Origin of the sequence: Archangium lansingense, assembly GCF_026626635.1 — a bacterium.
In the GTDB taxonomy this organism is placed as follows: domain Bacteria; phylum Myxococcota; class Myxococcia; order Myxococcales; family Myxococcaceae; genus Archangium; species Archangium lansingense.
The window spans coordinates 13,668,045-13,682,213 of sequence record NZ_JAPNKA010000001.1 but is presented as its reverse complement, the minus strand read 5'-3'; the positions used below and the strand labels follow the sequence as shown (position 1 = coordinate 13,682,213).

General features: G+C 70.7%; 12 protein-coding genes. 7 read left to right on the top strand and 5 right to left on the bottom strand.

The window, feature by feature from the left end; all coding sequences use genetic code 11:
- The first annotated feature begins 42 nt into the window (after nt 1-42).
- From OV287_RS55480 to OV287_RS55455, 6 genes are all read left to right on the top strand, one after another.
- On the top strand, nt 43-1,812 hold the full coding sequence (locus tag OV287_RS55480; RefSeq protein ID WP_267542199.1) for an amino acid adenylation domain-containing protein: 1,770 nt from the start codon (nt 43-45) through the stop codon (nt 1,810-1,812).
- 43 nt (nt 1,813-1,855) lie between these two features.
- Complete coding sequence (locus OV287_RS55475) at nt 1,856-3,145, top strand: adenylate/guanylate cyclase domain-containing protein (RefSeq protein ID WP_267542198.1); 1,290 nt, start codon at nt 1,856-1,858, stop codon at nt 3,143-3,145.
- A 120-nt stretch (nt 3,146-3,265) separates the two neighbouring features.
- On the top strand, nt 3,266-4,096 hold the full coding sequence (locus tag OV287_RS55470) for an alpha/beta fold hydrolase (RefSeq protein ID WP_267542197.1): 831 nt from the start codon (nt 3,266-3,268) through the stop codon (nt 4,094-4,096).
- Between the two features lie 60 nt (nt 4,097-4,156).
- Complete coding sequence (locus tag OV287_RS55465; RefSeq protein WP_267542196.1) at nt 4,157-4,819, top strand: TetR/AcrR family transcriptional regulator; 663 nt, start codon at nt 4,157-4,159, stop codon at nt 4,817-4,819.
- 192 nt (nt 4,820-5,011) lie between these two features.
- On the top strand, nt 5,012-5,191 hold the full coding sequence (locus OV287_RS55460) for an SMR family transporter (protein ID WP_267542195.1): 180 nt from the start codon (nt 5,012-5,014) through the stop codon (nt 5,189-5,191).
- Nucleotides 5,192-5,310: 119 nt separating this feature from the next.
- On the top strand, nt 5,311-6,456 hold the full coding sequence (locus OV287_RS55455) for a trans-sulfuration enzyme family protein (protein ID WP_267542194.1): 1,146 nt from the start codon (nt 5,311-5,313) through the stop codon (nt 6,454-6,456).
- A gap of 34 nt (nt 6,457-6,490) precedes the next feature.
- Here OV287_RS55455 and OV287_RS55450 read toward each other — a convergent pair whose 3' ends face one another.
- On the bottom strand, nt 6,491-7,288 hold the full coding sequence (locus OV287_RS55450; RefSeq protein ID WP_267542193.1) for a YqjF family protein: 798 nt from the start codon (nt 7,286-7,288) through the stop codon (nt 6,491-6,493).
- Between the two features lie 243 nt (nt 7,289-7,531).
- Nucleotides 7,532-11,128, bottom strand: a complete 3,597-nt coding sequence (locus OV287_RS55445; protein ID WP_267542192.1) for an nSTAND1 domain-containing NTPase — start codon at nt 11,126-11,128, stop codon at nt 7,532-7,534.
- 75 nt (nt 11,129-11,203) lie between these two features.
- On the opposite strand from OV287_RS55445, the gene OV287_RS55440 reads away from it, so the two are divergent.
- The gene (locus OV287_RS55440) at nt 11,204-11,749 is read left to right on the top strand and encodes a DinB family protein (protein WP_308809821.1); all 546 of its coding nucleotides are present in this window, start codon (nt 11,204-11,206) and stop codon (nt 11,747-11,749) included.
- 7 nt (nt 11,750-11,756) lie between these two features.
- Here OV287_RS55440 and OV287_RS55435 read toward each other — a convergent pair whose 3' ends face one another.
- Genes OV287_RS55435 through OV287_RS55425 form a run of 3 tightly spaced genes read right to left on the bottom strand, consistent with a single transcriptional unit; the run spans nt 11,757 to nt 13,974 of the window.
- A complete protein-coding gene (locus OV287_RS55435) occupies nt 11,757-12,248 on the bottom strand; it encodes an SCO6045 C-terminal-like domain-containing protein (RefSeq protein ID WP_267542191.1) in 492 nt (163 codons plus the stop codon).
- The gene (locus OV287_RS55430) at nt 12,245-13,081 is read right to left on the bottom strand and encodes an MbnB/TglH/ChrH family RiPP precursor modification enzyme (RefSeq protein WP_267542190.1); all 837 of its coding nucleotides are present in this window, start codon (nt 13,079-13,081) and stop codon (nt 12,245-12,247) included. Before OV287_RS55430 ends, OV287_RS55435 begins: the two co-directional genes overlap by 4 nt.
- Entirely contained in the window at nt 13,078-13,974 is an 897-nt protein-coding gene (locus OV287_RS55425; protein WP_267542189.1) for a TIGR04222 domain-containing membrane protein, read from the bottom strand. The genes OV287_RS55430 and OV287_RS55425 overlap by 4 nt, the downstream gene beginning before the upstream one ends.
- Between the last annotated feature and the right edge of the window lie 195 nt (nt 13,975-14,169).

Genomic DNA, 14,169 nt, shown 5'->3' with positions numbered 1-14,169 from the left:
GGGTGGCCGCACGTGACCGCCGAGGTCATATTCTGGCTACCTATGGCTGAAGTCCACCCATCCCATCCCCCAGCGGAGAAGCTGCCCCTCCACGTCTTCCGTGAGGCCGTCGAGGCCCGGCTCGAAGACTGTTCCCCCGAGGAGCTGCGCGTTCTCCTCCGCGTCCTCGCCAGCCGCGTCCGGCCCTCCGAGCGGCTCGCCTTCCTGCAAACCCTCCGCGCTCCCTCGGACCCCAACGCCCAGGCCGCGTTCCCACACGCGCTGCTCGATGACATCACCGAGTTGGCCCACGCGCTCCCAGAGAAAGCAAAGGAATGGGAGGACTTCTGGACCGAGGACGATGTCCTCGGCCCCTACGCCGAGTTCCTCGAGCCCCTCACCGCCCTCTTCCAGCGCGCCCAGGAGTCCTCCGAGCGCGGCCAGTACCCGCTCGCCCGCAATGCCTATCAGGCACTCTTTTCCCTCCTCGAATTCGAGGACGACCAGGGCCGAGGTCTCCGCGCCGAGCACCTCTCTCAGGTGGACATCCCCGAGGCCCGTGCCCGCTACCTCCGCGCCGTCTATGCCGTCACTCCTCACGAGCAGCGGGCCTCCCAACTCCTGAAGGAGATGCGCTGGATGCGCGAGCTGCTTCCCCGAGGGCCTCGGCCCCTCATGCAGGAGTGGCTCGACATCTCCTCCGAGCCTCTGCCTGACTTCGACGCCTTCCTGCGCGACTGGAGCGCCCTCCTCCGACAGCAGGAGGACCCCGATGCCGAGGCCTGGTTGCGCGAGGCCATCCGCCTCTCACAGGGCACACGCGGGCTGCGCGAGCTCGCCTTCTCGGAGCCCTCTCGCCATCCTCGCGCCTTCGTGGATCTCCTCGCCGCGCTGGAGCGCGAGGGCCAGACGCAAGCCGTGCTCACCACCGCCCGTGAGGCCCTCGAGGCATTGCCCGCCGCCCTCCCCCTGCGTGCCACCGTCGCCAGCGTCCTCGCCTCCGCCGCCGAGCGGCTCGGCCAACCCGACACCGTGCGCTCCGCTCGCTGGGAGGCCTTCGTCTCTCAACCCACCCTCCCGCGTCTCCTCGACCTTCGAGACACCCGCCCCTCCGAGCCCGAGCGCGCTCCCCTCATGGCCCAGGCCGCCCGCCACCTCGAGGCCGTCCTCCAGCAGCCACGCCAGCTCTCAGGCTCCATGGCCGCGCCGCCCGGCGATGAAGACAGCTTCGAGGTCCTCGCTCACGCCGACCGCCGGCTGCTGGCTCAAGCCTGGTTGCTCGCTCATGACTGGGAAGCCGCCCATGCGCTCGCCGCGAAGGAGAGCGCGCTCGGCTGGACGTATGGCGACAACCCCCAGGGTCTCGTGGTGCCGGCCTTCCTCGTGCTCCTCTCGGGCCAGCCCCTGCACAAGCTGCCGCGCAACGTGGACGCGCTCTGGCACCAGGCGCTGGAGTCGGGCACCCAGGCCGGAGCCTGGTACTCGGACGACAGACGTCACAATGAGGCCCTCCGCGACCGCCTGGCGCGCACCTACGCCGAGGCCCTCCCCGCCATCTCACTGGAGCCCTCCGAGCGGGAGCGGCTGCGCGAATGGTGTCTGGAGCTCGCCCGCAAGCGCGTGAGCACCATCGTCAGCCGCCAGCACCGACGCAGCTACGCCAAGGCCGCTCAACTGCTCGCTGCTGGGGCCGAGGTCCTCTGGCTGCACGGCGAGCAGGCGCGCGGCAACCTGCTGCTCGCCGGCTTCCGGGAGAGCTTCCGCCGCCACCGTGCCTTCCAGGCCGAGCTAGATGCAGCTGTAGGCTCGCGCGCTCCCGCCCTCCCACGCTGAAATCCCGCTGGAGCCCTGCTCGTGGCACACTCCCGCCATCCGCATGCGCGCCCCTCCCCGCTCCACTCCCGTCCCCAACGGGTTCGACGTCCTCTACGGGGAGACCGTCCTGCACATGGAGTCCCGGGTGGCCCACGTCGCCACCACCGCCGGCGTCATCGCCACCGCGCTGGTGCTCGCCTCCATCGCCTCCGGCTCCTCCATCCCCCGCATCATCCTCGCCGCCACTCTCGGGTTCCTCGCCTGGTACACGTGCGTCGTGCTGCTCATGCGCACCGGCCGCTTCCGCCCGTGGATGCGCTATGCGTCCTCGCTCGTGGACGTGTCCATGGGCACCGTCGTCGCCCTGTTGGACTTGCACGTCAACGGCCCCGTCTTCGCCCTGTCCGCCGGCGGGCCCGCCCTCTACGCCATCGGCGTCGCCATGGCCACCCCGCGGCTCCAGCCCCGGCTGTGTCTCTTCTCCGGCCTCGCCGCCGCCTCCCAGCTCATCATCGTCGTCCAGTTCATCCTCCGGCCCGCCGCCTCTCCCGAGGCGCTCGCCACCGGCGCCTACGACTTCTACGTCACCCTCGCCAAGGCCATCTTCCTCGTCACCATGGGCGCGCTCGGCATGGTGGCCAGCGGCTCCATGCGCTCGCTGCTCCTGCGCCTCACCGAGAGCGCCGTCGAGCGCGAGCGCGTGCGCGGTCTGCTCGGCATGCACGTGAGCGAGCAGGTCATGGAGCACCTGCTCTCCGGCCGCATGCCCGAGGGCGGCGAGCGCCGTGCCGTCACCGTCTGCTTCACGGACATCCGCGGCTTCACCCGCCTCTCCGAGTCCCAGCCCCCAGAAGAGACGCTGCGCCTGCTCAACCTCTACTTCGGGCGCATGTGCGAAATCGTCGCCTCCCACGGCGGGCTGGTGAACAAGTTCCTCGGGGACGGGATGCTCATCGTCTTCGGCGCGCCCACGCACCAGCCGGACGACGCGCGCCGGGCCCTGGCCGCCGCACGCGAGATGCTCGCCGAGGCCTCTCGCATGCGCGAGCAGGGCGAGTTCCCCGACCTGCGCATCGGCGTGGGCCTGCACCGCGGCGAGGCCGTGGTGGGCAACGTGGGCGGCGCCCAGCGCCAGGAGTACACCGTCATCGGCGACACGGTGAATACCGCCTCGCGGGTGCAGGATCTCACCAAGGTGCTCGGCCGCTCCCTGCTGCTCTCCCGCGAGTGCCGCGAGGCCCTCGGCGAGGGCGAGGACTTCGAGCCGCTCGGCGCCCATGGGGTGAAGGGCCGGCTCCAGCAGCTCGAGCTCTTCGGCGTCCCCGAGCAGGACTCATGGCAGGCCGCGTGAACTGACGAGCAGCGGACACCCGTACCGCACCTCCGTCCCCTGTCCCCCCACGGCCCACCCGGAGCATGACTGCGCCCATGGCGGCGTGGCTTGGACCTGGCCGCCGGGGGGAAGACGCACATGGCCGAGACGCGCGTGGGTGGGGCTCGCATCCGTTACGACGACGTGGGGCAGGGAGAGCCCGCCCTGCTCTTCATCCCAGGTTGGTGCACCAGCCGCGAGGTGTTCCGCAAACTCGCCCCCTGGTGCTCCGTCCTCCACCGCGCGCTCGTCGTGGACCTTCCCGGCCACGGCGAGTCCCAGAAGCCTGGCCCCGACTTCGGCAACACCACCGTGGTGGACACCCTGCGCGCCGTCATCGACGCCAGTGGCGCGCGCCAGGTGATACCCGTGGCCCTCTCCCACGGCGGCTGGTGGGCCATCGAGCTGCGGCGTCAGCTCGGACAGCGCATCCCCGCCCTCGTGCTGCTGGACTGGCTCGTGCTGGAGCCGCCCCCGCCCTTCCTCCAGGCCGTCAAAACGCTCCAGTCGTCCCAGTGGAAGCAGGCCCGCGACGGCCTCTTCTCCTTGTGGCTGCAGGGCGTCAGCTCGCCGGAGGTCATCCGCTTCGTCCGCGACGACATGGGCTCCTTCGGCGAGGACATGTGGAAGCGCGCCGGGCGGGAGATTGAGAAGGTGTACGCCCAGTACGGCAGCCCGCTGCAGGCGCTCGCCACCCTCTCGCCCCCCGTCCCCACCCTGCACCTCTACTCCCAGCCGGAGGACAGCGCCTGGCTGGAGGCCCAGCGCTCGTTCGCCTCCTCGCACCCCTGGTACCAGGTGCAGAAGCTTCCCGGGCGCAGCCACTTCCCCATGCTGGAGCTCCCAGAGGAAATGGCCGCCCGCATCGGCCGGTTCCTCGATTCCGCGCTGGGCACCCGCCCTGAGGGGTTGGCTCCTACTCCCACTTGATTCTGCCCCCCTCGGAGAGTTAGTTAGTTAGCACTAGCTAACCAATCAACGAGTGGAGTCATGGCACGTCCCCGACAGGTCCTGGACGAGGAGATTCTGGAAGCGGCACGCGCGTGTTTCATCGAGCACGGAGTCTCGGTGAGCACGGAGACGATCGCCGCGCGTCTGGGGGTGTCTGGGCCGGCGTTGCTCAAGCGGTTCGGCAGCAAGCGGGAGCTGCTCAAGGCGGCGTTCTCCATCGGGAAGGCGCCGCCGTGGCTGCCCATGGTGGAGGTGGGTCCGGATGCACGCGAGCTGACGGTGCAGCTGCGCGAGGTGGCCGGGGCCATCGACACCTTCTTCCGGGCGATGGTGCCGGCCTTCGCGGTGATGCGCGAGGCGGGCATCACCCCCGAGGAGCTGCGGGGTGATGACAAGGAAGCGCCCGCCCCGGCGCGCACCTACCTGGCGCTCGCGGGTTGGTTCCGCCGGGCCCAGGAGCAGGGCCGGCTGCGCGAGGGAGACCCCGGCGTGATGGCCAGCCTCTTCGTGGCGGGCCTGCAGTACCGCTACTTCCTGGCGCACGTGACGAACGAGAGCGTCCCGACGGAGGCAGAGGTCCCCTGGTTGGAGCGCATGGTGGACATCTTCTGGCGCGGGGTGGCGCCAGGGGCCCAGGAAGGCGCGGCCTCCGCCGAGAAGACACGTGCCTCGCGGGGCAAGGGTGAGTCGAAGCGGGGCTGAGTGGATGTGACGGTGGCCCCTGGGGCTCGCCTCACGCATCTCGGCGCGGAAGACGCGGCCGTGCTCTTCACAAACGAGGTCGCAACCTGATTTGACCCGGCGGACTTCGACGGGTACGGTCGTCGTTGCTCATTCGAGCCCTGACGAGGGCGACCCGTACCAGGAAGGAACGACGGGCCGTGGAGGTGTTCCATGGCTTGGTTCGTCCTGATGCTCGCGGGTGTTCTCGAAGTCGTCTGGTCGCTCGGGCTCAAGTACACGCAGGGCTTCACACGTCCGGTTCCGAGCGTCATCTCCGGGACGGCCATCGTCGCGAGCATGGTCTTGCTCGCACGAGCCGCACGCACGCCGTGGCGTCGATCGTTGGCTTGAAACTGACATCGACCACGTAGCGGCTGCGTGAATTTCTCGAAGACCTACCTCCTCACGCCCGAGAAGGTCGTCGTCATTGTCTCTGGTGACTGGCACGGGCCCTAAGGAAAGAAGGCAGCATGAAGAACAAAGATGCGAGCACAAGCACGGACCTACCTCTCGCGAAGATCTCGTCCGCCGAGTCATTGCTCGTCGCGGCAGGACGCGACCGACGCCCGGGGGCGCCGCTGAACCGGCCGCCCGTTCCCGCCTCGAACTTCATCCTCGGCACCGAGCGCGCCTACTCGCGAGACGACGGCACGCCAACGTGGGAAGCGCTGGAGGAGATCGTCGGACTCCTGGAGGGAGGCCACACCGTCGCATTCTCCTCAGGCATGGCCGGTGTCGCCGCGGTCTTCGATCAACTGCGCGTCGGGGCGCAGGTCGTGCTCCCAGACGATTGTTACCAGGGCGTGGTCGGGCTCGCCGAACTTGGGAACCAGAAGGGCCTCTGGAGTCTCCGCAGGTTGGCCGTTGACGATACAGCCGGGTGGGTGCGGGCTTGCACGGACGCAGATCTCATCTGGCTGGAATCTCCGTCGAACCCATTGCTGACGGTGGCCGACGTGCGCACCATCTGTTCGGCCACCCGAAAGCCATCTGCCCTCTTGGCGATCGACAATACGTTCGCGACCTCCCTGAATCAGCGACCGCTCGACCTGGGCGCTGACGTCTCCTTCCAGTCGGCAACCAAGTTCATCGGTGGGCACTCGGACCTGCTCGCTGGGGTGGTCACCGTGAGACGTGACGATCTCCGCGCGGCCTTGCGGCGCTCACGTGAGCTGAACGGAGCCACGCCCGGCGCACTCGAGTCATTCCTCGCGGTGCGTGGTGCGCGCACGATGGCGCTCAGGCTCGAACGCGCCCAGGCCAACGCGATGATCCTCGCTGAGCGCCTGCATGCGCACCCTCGTGTCGCGCTTGTCCGGTACCCGGGACTGAGCAGCCACCCGACGCACTCGGTTGCGCGCGACCAGTTGAAAGGTTTCGGCACCATCATCTCGTTCGATGTTCGTGGCGAGGCCGCGGCGGCCGACAAGGTGTGTTCGCGGGTCAGTCTCATTCATCACGCCACGAGCTTGGGGGCTGTGGAGTCGACGATTGAACGCCGTGCAGGCATCCCCGGCCAGGAGCATCTGCCCCCATCGCTCCTCAGGTTGAGCGTCGGAATCGAGAATGTCGAAGAGCTCTGGGAAGACCTCGCAGCGGCCCTGCGAGACGAGTAGGTCGCAGCTATTCCAGATGTGACGCGGGCGCGCCTCACAGCGGCCGCGGCGGCAGGAAGATGATGAACTCGGTGCTGCGCTGAACGAGCGCCGAGTGCGGCACACTCTCTGGCGTCGTCAGCCCCAGTTCCTCGAACACCTGGAACCGGGCCACGTGGACATGGGCACGGTGGAGCCGCAGGCGCTCGTGCCACACGGAGTACGTGCCGGGCCTGCCGTCCCTCCGCGTGTAGAAGCCTCGCAAGGGGTGGGTGAGGACCACCGCGGTCTCCTCCTCGTCGCGGAAGCCATCCAGGCACCCCATGGGTGTCTCGGTTCCTACGAGCTCCAGCTCCGCCCGGCCCCACGTGCCCTGGGTGTCCAGACGGTAGTGCTCGCAGGGCCCGCCCTCGCCGGACCAGCGCGTCTGGAAGCGCATGCGCGCCGGGTGCCACGGGAGCTTCCAGAGGGAGCGCGGCACTCCCACCCAGAACGAGTCGAGCGATGTCCCGAAGAACCACACCGCGCGCTCGCCCCGGTAGCGCACATAGGCCCGGTAGTTGGTCTGCCCCATTCGCGCCCGGAAGAAGGGAGCGAAGCCGAAACGGAACTCCTCGTCCCGGAAGGGCACGGCCGAGACGAAGGCCACCCGGCGGCCGTCCTTCAACACGAACGTGTCGGGCTCGAAGTCCGGCGGCAGGTGACGCGCGAGCGCCTCGGGCGGCACCGCGTACGTGATGATGGCGAAGTCGAGCAGGAGCGTCGTCACGTCCCACGGGCCGCTCGCGGGGCGCGGCACGAAGGGAGACGGCGTGGGTATGTCTGTTCCGGGCGCCTCGGGCTGTGCGGTCATCTCGTGCCGGATGCTAATCCCCTTCAGCGAAGTGACCGAATGCTCCCTCTCCCTTCGGGAGAGGGGAAGGGTGAGGGTGTCCGAACCCGTTCTTCAACCCGTGGCACTCAGTGTGTGCACGGGGTTCAACCCGGTTTCACCCGATACCCTCACCCCGTCCCTCTCCCGAGGGGAGAGGGGAAATGGGCGCGGGAAAGGTGTCAGTGTCCCCAGGGGCACTCTCGCGAACCTACCTGAAAGGGATTAGCCCCGATGCGCCCGTTCGTCCTGCTCGTAACCCGCCCGGGCCTCCTCGGGAGTCTCGAGCAGGTAGCGCTGGCGCTGCTCCGGCGTCAGACAGCCCGTGACCGCCTCGCGCAGCAGGGCCTGCAGCCGGGCGGTTCCCACCGTCCAGAGGCGGAGCGTCCCGTCCTCCGACACGCAGAGCACCCGCTCGCCGTCCGCGCTGAATGAGTACCGAACCTTTCCTTCCTGCCCACCACCGAGCACCACGGGCTCCCCGGTGCCATCCGCCCGCCACACGCGGGCCGTCCCATCCTCCGAGGCCGTGAGCACTCGCTGCCCGTCCGCGCTGAACACCGCGCGCTCCACCCGTCCTGCATGGCCTCGGAGCGCGAGCGGCTCTCCAGTGCCATCCGCCCGCCACACCCGCACCGTCCCATCCCGCGACGCCGTGAGCACCCGCTGCCCGTCTGCGCTGAACGCCGCGAGCTCCACCTCCGCCTCCGGGCCCGCGAGCACCAGCGGCTCTCCGGTGCCATCCGTCCTCCACACCCGCACCGTCCCGTCCTCCGCCACGGTGACCACCCGCTGTCCGTCCGTGCCAAGTTCCGCGGACCTCACCCCGCCCGAATGGCCCGCGAGCACCACGGGCGCCTCCGCTCCCTCCACCCTCCACACCCGCGCCGTCCCATCCTGCGACCGGGTGAGCACCCACTGTCCGTCCGCGCTGAAGTCCGCGGACCACACCTCTTCTTCATGGCCTCGCAGCACCACGGGCTCGCCGGTGCCGTCCACTCGCCACACCCGCACCGCCCCTTCCTGCGACCGGGTGAGCACCCGCTGCCCGTCCGCGCTGAGCTTCGCGGGCCACAGCACCGCCAGGTAGCCCTGGAGCACCACGGGCTCTCCGATCCCATCCGCCCTCCACACCCGCACCGTCCCTGCCCGTGAGGCGGTGACCACCCGCTCGCCGTCCGGACTGAAGGCCCCAGCATCCACCTCGCCCTCGGGGCCCGCGAGCACCACGGGCTCTCCCGCCCCATCCGCCCTCCACACCCGTACCGCCCCGTCCTCCGACGCCGTCAGCACCCGCTGCCCGTCTGCGCTGAACTCCGCGCGCGTCACCCTTCCTACGTGGCCCGCGAGCACCACGGGCTCTCCAAAGCCATTCCACACCCGCGCCGTCCCGTCCTCCGACGCCGTGAGTACCCGCTGCCCGTCTGGACTGAACTCCGCCGAGCGCACCCCCGCCGCGTGGCCTCGCAGCACCACGGGCGCTCCCGTGCCATCCGCCTGCCACACGCGCGCCGTCCCATTCTCCGACGCCGTCAGAACCCTCTGCCCGTCCGAGCTGAACACCGCGCTCGCCACCGCTCCCGCATGGCCCTCGAGCACCACGGGCTCTCCTGTGCCGTCCGCCCTCCACACTCGCGCCGTCCAGTCCTCTGATGCCGTGAGCACCCACTCGCCGTCCGCGTTGAACTCCGCGCTCGCCACCGCTCCCACGTGCCCTGCGAGCACCACCGGCGCTCCCGTGCCGTCCGCTCGCCACACTCGCGCCGTCCCGTCCTCCGACGCCGTCACCACCTTCTGCCCATCCGCGCTGAAGGCCGCCGACCGCACCCCGTCCCCGTGGCCCCGCAGCACCACGGGCCTCCCCGCGCCGTCTGCCCTCCACACCCGCGCCGTCCCGTCCTCCGACGCCGTCAGCACCCACTGCCCGTCCGCGCTGAACTCCGCGCTCGTCACCCGTTTCCCATGGCCCCGGAGCATGACGGGCTCGCCCGAGCCATCCGCCATGGCCACCCGCACCGTGCCGTCCTCGGACACGATGAGCACCCGCTGCCCGTCCGGGCTGAACTCCGTCGGCCACAGCCGATCCTCGTGCGCCGCGAGCACCACCGGCTCTCCGCTCCCGTCCGCCCTCCACACCCGCACCCGCCCCTCCTGCGACGTGGTGAGCACCCGCTGCCCGTCCGCGCTCAGCTCCGCGGACCACACGCCTCCTTCATGGCCCGCGAGCACCACCGGCTCTCCCGTGCCGTCCGCCCTCCACACCCGCGCCGTCCCATCCTCCGCACCGGTGAGCACCCGCTCGCCGTCCGCGCTGAACACCGCGAGCTCTACCCGTCCCTCGTGCCCCGCGAGCACCAGCGGCTGCATCGCCCCCCGGTGCAGCGCCTCGAGGGCGCTCTGGTGCCACTCCGGCGCCGTCTCCGGCTCCGCCACCTCGCGCAGCACCAGCACCGCCAGCGCCAGGTCCCACTCCATCAGCCGCCGTGCCTGGAGCACCCGCGCCACGTCCCGCGCATACCGCGCCCGCTCGCGCTCCCGCGACTCGCCCTCGTTGGCTCGCGGCTCTCGCTTCCGATCCTCCCGCACCCACTCCACCAACCGGCCCCACCGGCGGATCAACGTCTCGTGCGCCAGCCGCAGCCACGGCTCCGGCGGCTGTCCCCCCTCCTCGCCCCGCACCACCAGCCGGTGCCGCACCAGTTTCTCCACCACCGCGTCGAACGCCGCGGCGTCCTCCTCCCGCTCTGGGCGCAGCAGCTTCAATCCCTCGCGCCGCGCGTGCGGGCTCATCTCCTCGCGCAAGTCCACCAGCCGCACCAGCAGCCGGCGAGCCTGGTGCCGCTCGGCCTCGGACAACGACTCGTAGAGCCGGTCCCCCGTGCGCGCCATCGCCCCCACCACGCCACCGAGCTCCTCGTATGCTTCCCGCGTCAGCCGGCTCCCCGCTCGCCGCTCCCACAACTGGTCCAACGCATGCTGCAAGAGCGGGAGTGCCCCCGGCTCCTGCTCCACGTCCCGCCGCAGCGCCTCCACCAGGCCCGGCTCCAGCTCCAGCCCCACCACACGCGCGGGCCCCTCGATGACGTCCGCGAGCTGCTCGGCCCGCAGCGGGCCCACGAAGAGCCGGTGCGCCGCCGAGTACACCACCGACTCCAGCTGCGGGCCCGGGTGGTCCACCCGCACGTGCTCGCAGCGCCCGAGCGCATCCACTCGCAGCGTGGCCACCACGAGCACCCGGAGCGCTTCGGTCCGCGTCAGCCTCCACAGCGCCCGCATGAGGGCCTCGCGCTCCTCCACGGTGGGCACCTGGGTGAAGAGCTCCTCGAGCTGATCCACCACCACCAGCAGCCACCGGTCCGGCCGGGCCTCGCGCAGCAGCCGCGCCTCCCAGAGGACCTCGGCGACCGTGGCCCCCTGGGCCGTGAGTGCCCCGCTCTGGCGATGCAGCCCCGACAGCAGCGCGCGCAGCCTGCCGAGCGAGCTGAACCGGCCCGGTCCCTCCTCCACCTCGAGCATCCGGGGTGCGCCAGCCTCGCCGGGGCGCAGCACGACGACGTCCCAGGGCTCACGCGCGTCCTCGTGCAGCCGAGGCACCAGCCCGGCCAGCACCAGCGAGGACTTACCGCTGCCCGAGGCGCCCACCACCACCTGGAAGCGCGAGCCCCAGCCCCCCATCGCCGCGCGCACGCGCAGCACCAGCTCGCGCTCCAGCTCACCGCGCCCGAAGAAGAAGCGGCGGTGCTCCGGCTCGAAGGCGAGCAGGCCCCGGTAGGGCCGGGCGTCGAGGGGGGTTGGGTTGGCCGCGAGGGGCTCGTTCCGCACGGCCGCAGTCTAGCAGCCGCAGGCCCCTGGCAGGGGACCTCTGGCTGTCCGGGTGGCGGGCGGGCAGGCGCGGTGATGCGCAGGTACACTCCGCGCATGGCCAACGATGCTCGTGACTACTTGCTCCGGCAGTTCGAAACAGCGTGGGCGCTCACCCAGTACCACCTCGAAGGACTCACCACCGAGGAGTGCTTGTGGCGCCCTGCGCATAAGGGATTGCACGTGCACAAAGAGCCTGAGGGTCGGTGGCGCGCCGATTGGCCCGAGAGCGAGGGCTATGACATCGGCCCGTCGAGCATCGCGTGGCTGTCATGGCACTTCGGCTTCTGGTGGTCCATGGTGCTCGACCACTCCTTCGGTGACGCGACGCTGTCCCGCGAGAACGTGGTGTGGCCCGGCACTGCCGACGGCGTCCGCGAGTGGCTCGGCCGGCTTCAGGGACAGTGGCGAGCGAAGCTCGAGCAGCTCACGGATGAAGACCTGCGCTCGACCCAGCGCACACGATGGCCCTTCCAGGATCGTCCGTTCGGCGACGTCGTCGCCTGGGCCAATGTCGAGCTCACGAAGAACGCCGCCGAGCTCGGCTACGCACGCTTCCTCTACGCTGTCCGTGCTCGCTGAGGCGGCCTCAGCGCTCCCTGCCCGGTAGACGCCACCGGAAGACCCGGCCCCCGGGCAGGCGCACTGCCAGCACCCTCCGCCTCGCCCTGCCCACCCGAGCTGTCTTCAGCACCACGCCCCACCGCGCCGACACTCCTCCCTCGTCCGTCAGCCTCCAGCGCAGCTCGAAGGCGAGCCACTCCTCCTCTGCTTCCGCCGGGAAGGCGCCCGAGGCACGCAGGCTCCCGGCGAAGCGCCGTCCATCCGCCAGCGGATTCGGCTCCACTCCCAACAGCGGGTTCTCCCGCGCCCAGCGCTCGAAGCGCGCCGCGAAGCCCTCACCCAACGCCGCCGCCAACACCGGCCACGTCCGCTGCACCAGCCTCCGGCGCTTCATCCCCAGCGCCTCGGCCGCCGCCCCCACCCGCTCCGCATCGAAGCCCGCTGGCACCGGCTCTCCCATTCCCAGCGCACGGGCCAATTCCGCCTGAGCCTTCGCCAATCTCTCTCGCGCGCTCATGGCGCCCCGCCCTCCCAGCGCGCCACGCCTCGCGCCAACGCCGCCCTCATCGCCTCCAGCTCCGCGCCCAACACCTCCGACGGTGGGAAGTGGTCATCCCACTCGAGCAGCGCTGGCACCGGCCCCACCCTCGCCGCGAGTGTCTCCAGCAGCGCTAGCGGACCCTCGGGCACCGCGTGCGCGTGCGTGTCGTGGTACAGGCCCCCTCGCTTCACCCCTCCCGCCACGTGCACGTACGCCAGCCGCTCGCGAGGCACTGCCGCCAGCACCGCCTCCGCGTCCGTCCCGTGGTTGAGCGCGTTCGCATACAGGTTGGCCACGTCCAGCAGTACTCCCACTCCCGTGCGCTCCAGTACGCCCGTCAACCACTGTGCCTCGGAGAGGGCCGCGCCGGGCCACTCGAAGAGGCTCGCCACGTTCTCCAGTGCCAGCGGCACCGGCAGCGCCGCCTCCGCCAACCGCACGTTCTCCGCCAGCACCTCCAGCATCTCCTCCGTGCGCGGCAGCGGCAGCAGGTGTCCGCTCTCCACGCCTCCCGCTCGCACGAATGCCAGGTGCTCGCTCACACAGACCGCGCCCAGCCGCTCGGCCAGCCGCGCCAGGGTGTCCAGCCGCTTCCGCTCCGGCGGCTCCGCGCTCCCCAACCCCAGTGACACCCCGTGCAACACCACCGGAACTCCCCGCTCCTTCAACCGCTTCAGGGGCTCCGGCAGCGTGCCCTTGGGGTCCAGGTGCTCGGCCAACACCTCCACGAAACCCACGCCCTGCGCCTCGTCGAGGTAGTGCGCCAGTTGCCGCCTCCACCCCAGCCCCACCCCCGCTGGCAGCTTCAATCGCCGCCCCCGCCACAACCGCCGCAGCCTCCGCCGCAGCCACCACCCCCGTCGCCTCCTCCGCTGTCACCCCCGCCCCCGCCCCCGTCCACGCTCCCGCCCCCGCTGCCCGGTGGCACCAGGTAGGCCCGCAGGTCCGCCATCCCCGCGGCCGCCAGCAGTCCCGTGCCGAAGAGCGCCACCGACATCGCCACGCTCGCGCTGTTCATCGTCCCCCACGCGCCATCGGCCTTCGCCGTCGTGCGCAGCGGCTCGTTGTCCTGCCGGAGCTTCGCCAGCGCCTTGTCACCCCTCCTCGAGCGCCGGGGCTTGCGCCCCAGCACCCAGAAGCCGAGCACCGCGCCGAGGACGAGCAGCATCAGCAGGAACCCCACCGGCCTGTCTCGTGAGATGCCCACCATCAGCTTCATCAGACCCAGGCCCAGCCCCGCTCCGAAGTAGAGCGCCATCGGGTACTGCCTGCACCGGGCCGCCACCTCGGGGTTCATCAGGAAACCTCGGCGGCGCAGCCCCTCCTCCAGTCCGTCCAGCTCCCTGTCCACCTTCTCGTGCAGCGTCGCGACCTCTCCCACCGGCGAGGAGAGCGCCGCGTGCACGGCGCGCTCGAAGGGCCCCGCGCTCGCGGGCGGCTGGCCTACCGCCCTCAGCACGCCTCCGTCCTCCCAGCGCAGCACCCCGTCATGCACCAGCGACGCCACCGCCGTCGTCACCGCGCTCTCCCGGTGCTGCAGCGCCGCCACCTGGTAGGGGTCCAGCTTCAGCTCGGCGCTCTGCGGCTCCTCCGAGGGCTGGTTCAACGTGGACTGCCACACCTTCGCGGCGATCAGCAGCACCACCACGTAGGGAATGTAAGCTGCCAGGAACTCCCCACCACTCCAGTCCAAGGGATTCACGACTTCCCTCCTCCGGGCCTTCGCCCTTCTTGGGTTTCGCTTTCCTCTGAAGCAATGACAGCCAGAGGTAACAGCTCCCCCTGTGACATCTCTGTGACCGGAGTGGGGCGGACCGGTGACTCGTGGCTCTCAGAACCGCACGGTATCCGAGGACCTGCGCAGGGAGCCAACCTGGGGCTCGGATACCCTCACCCC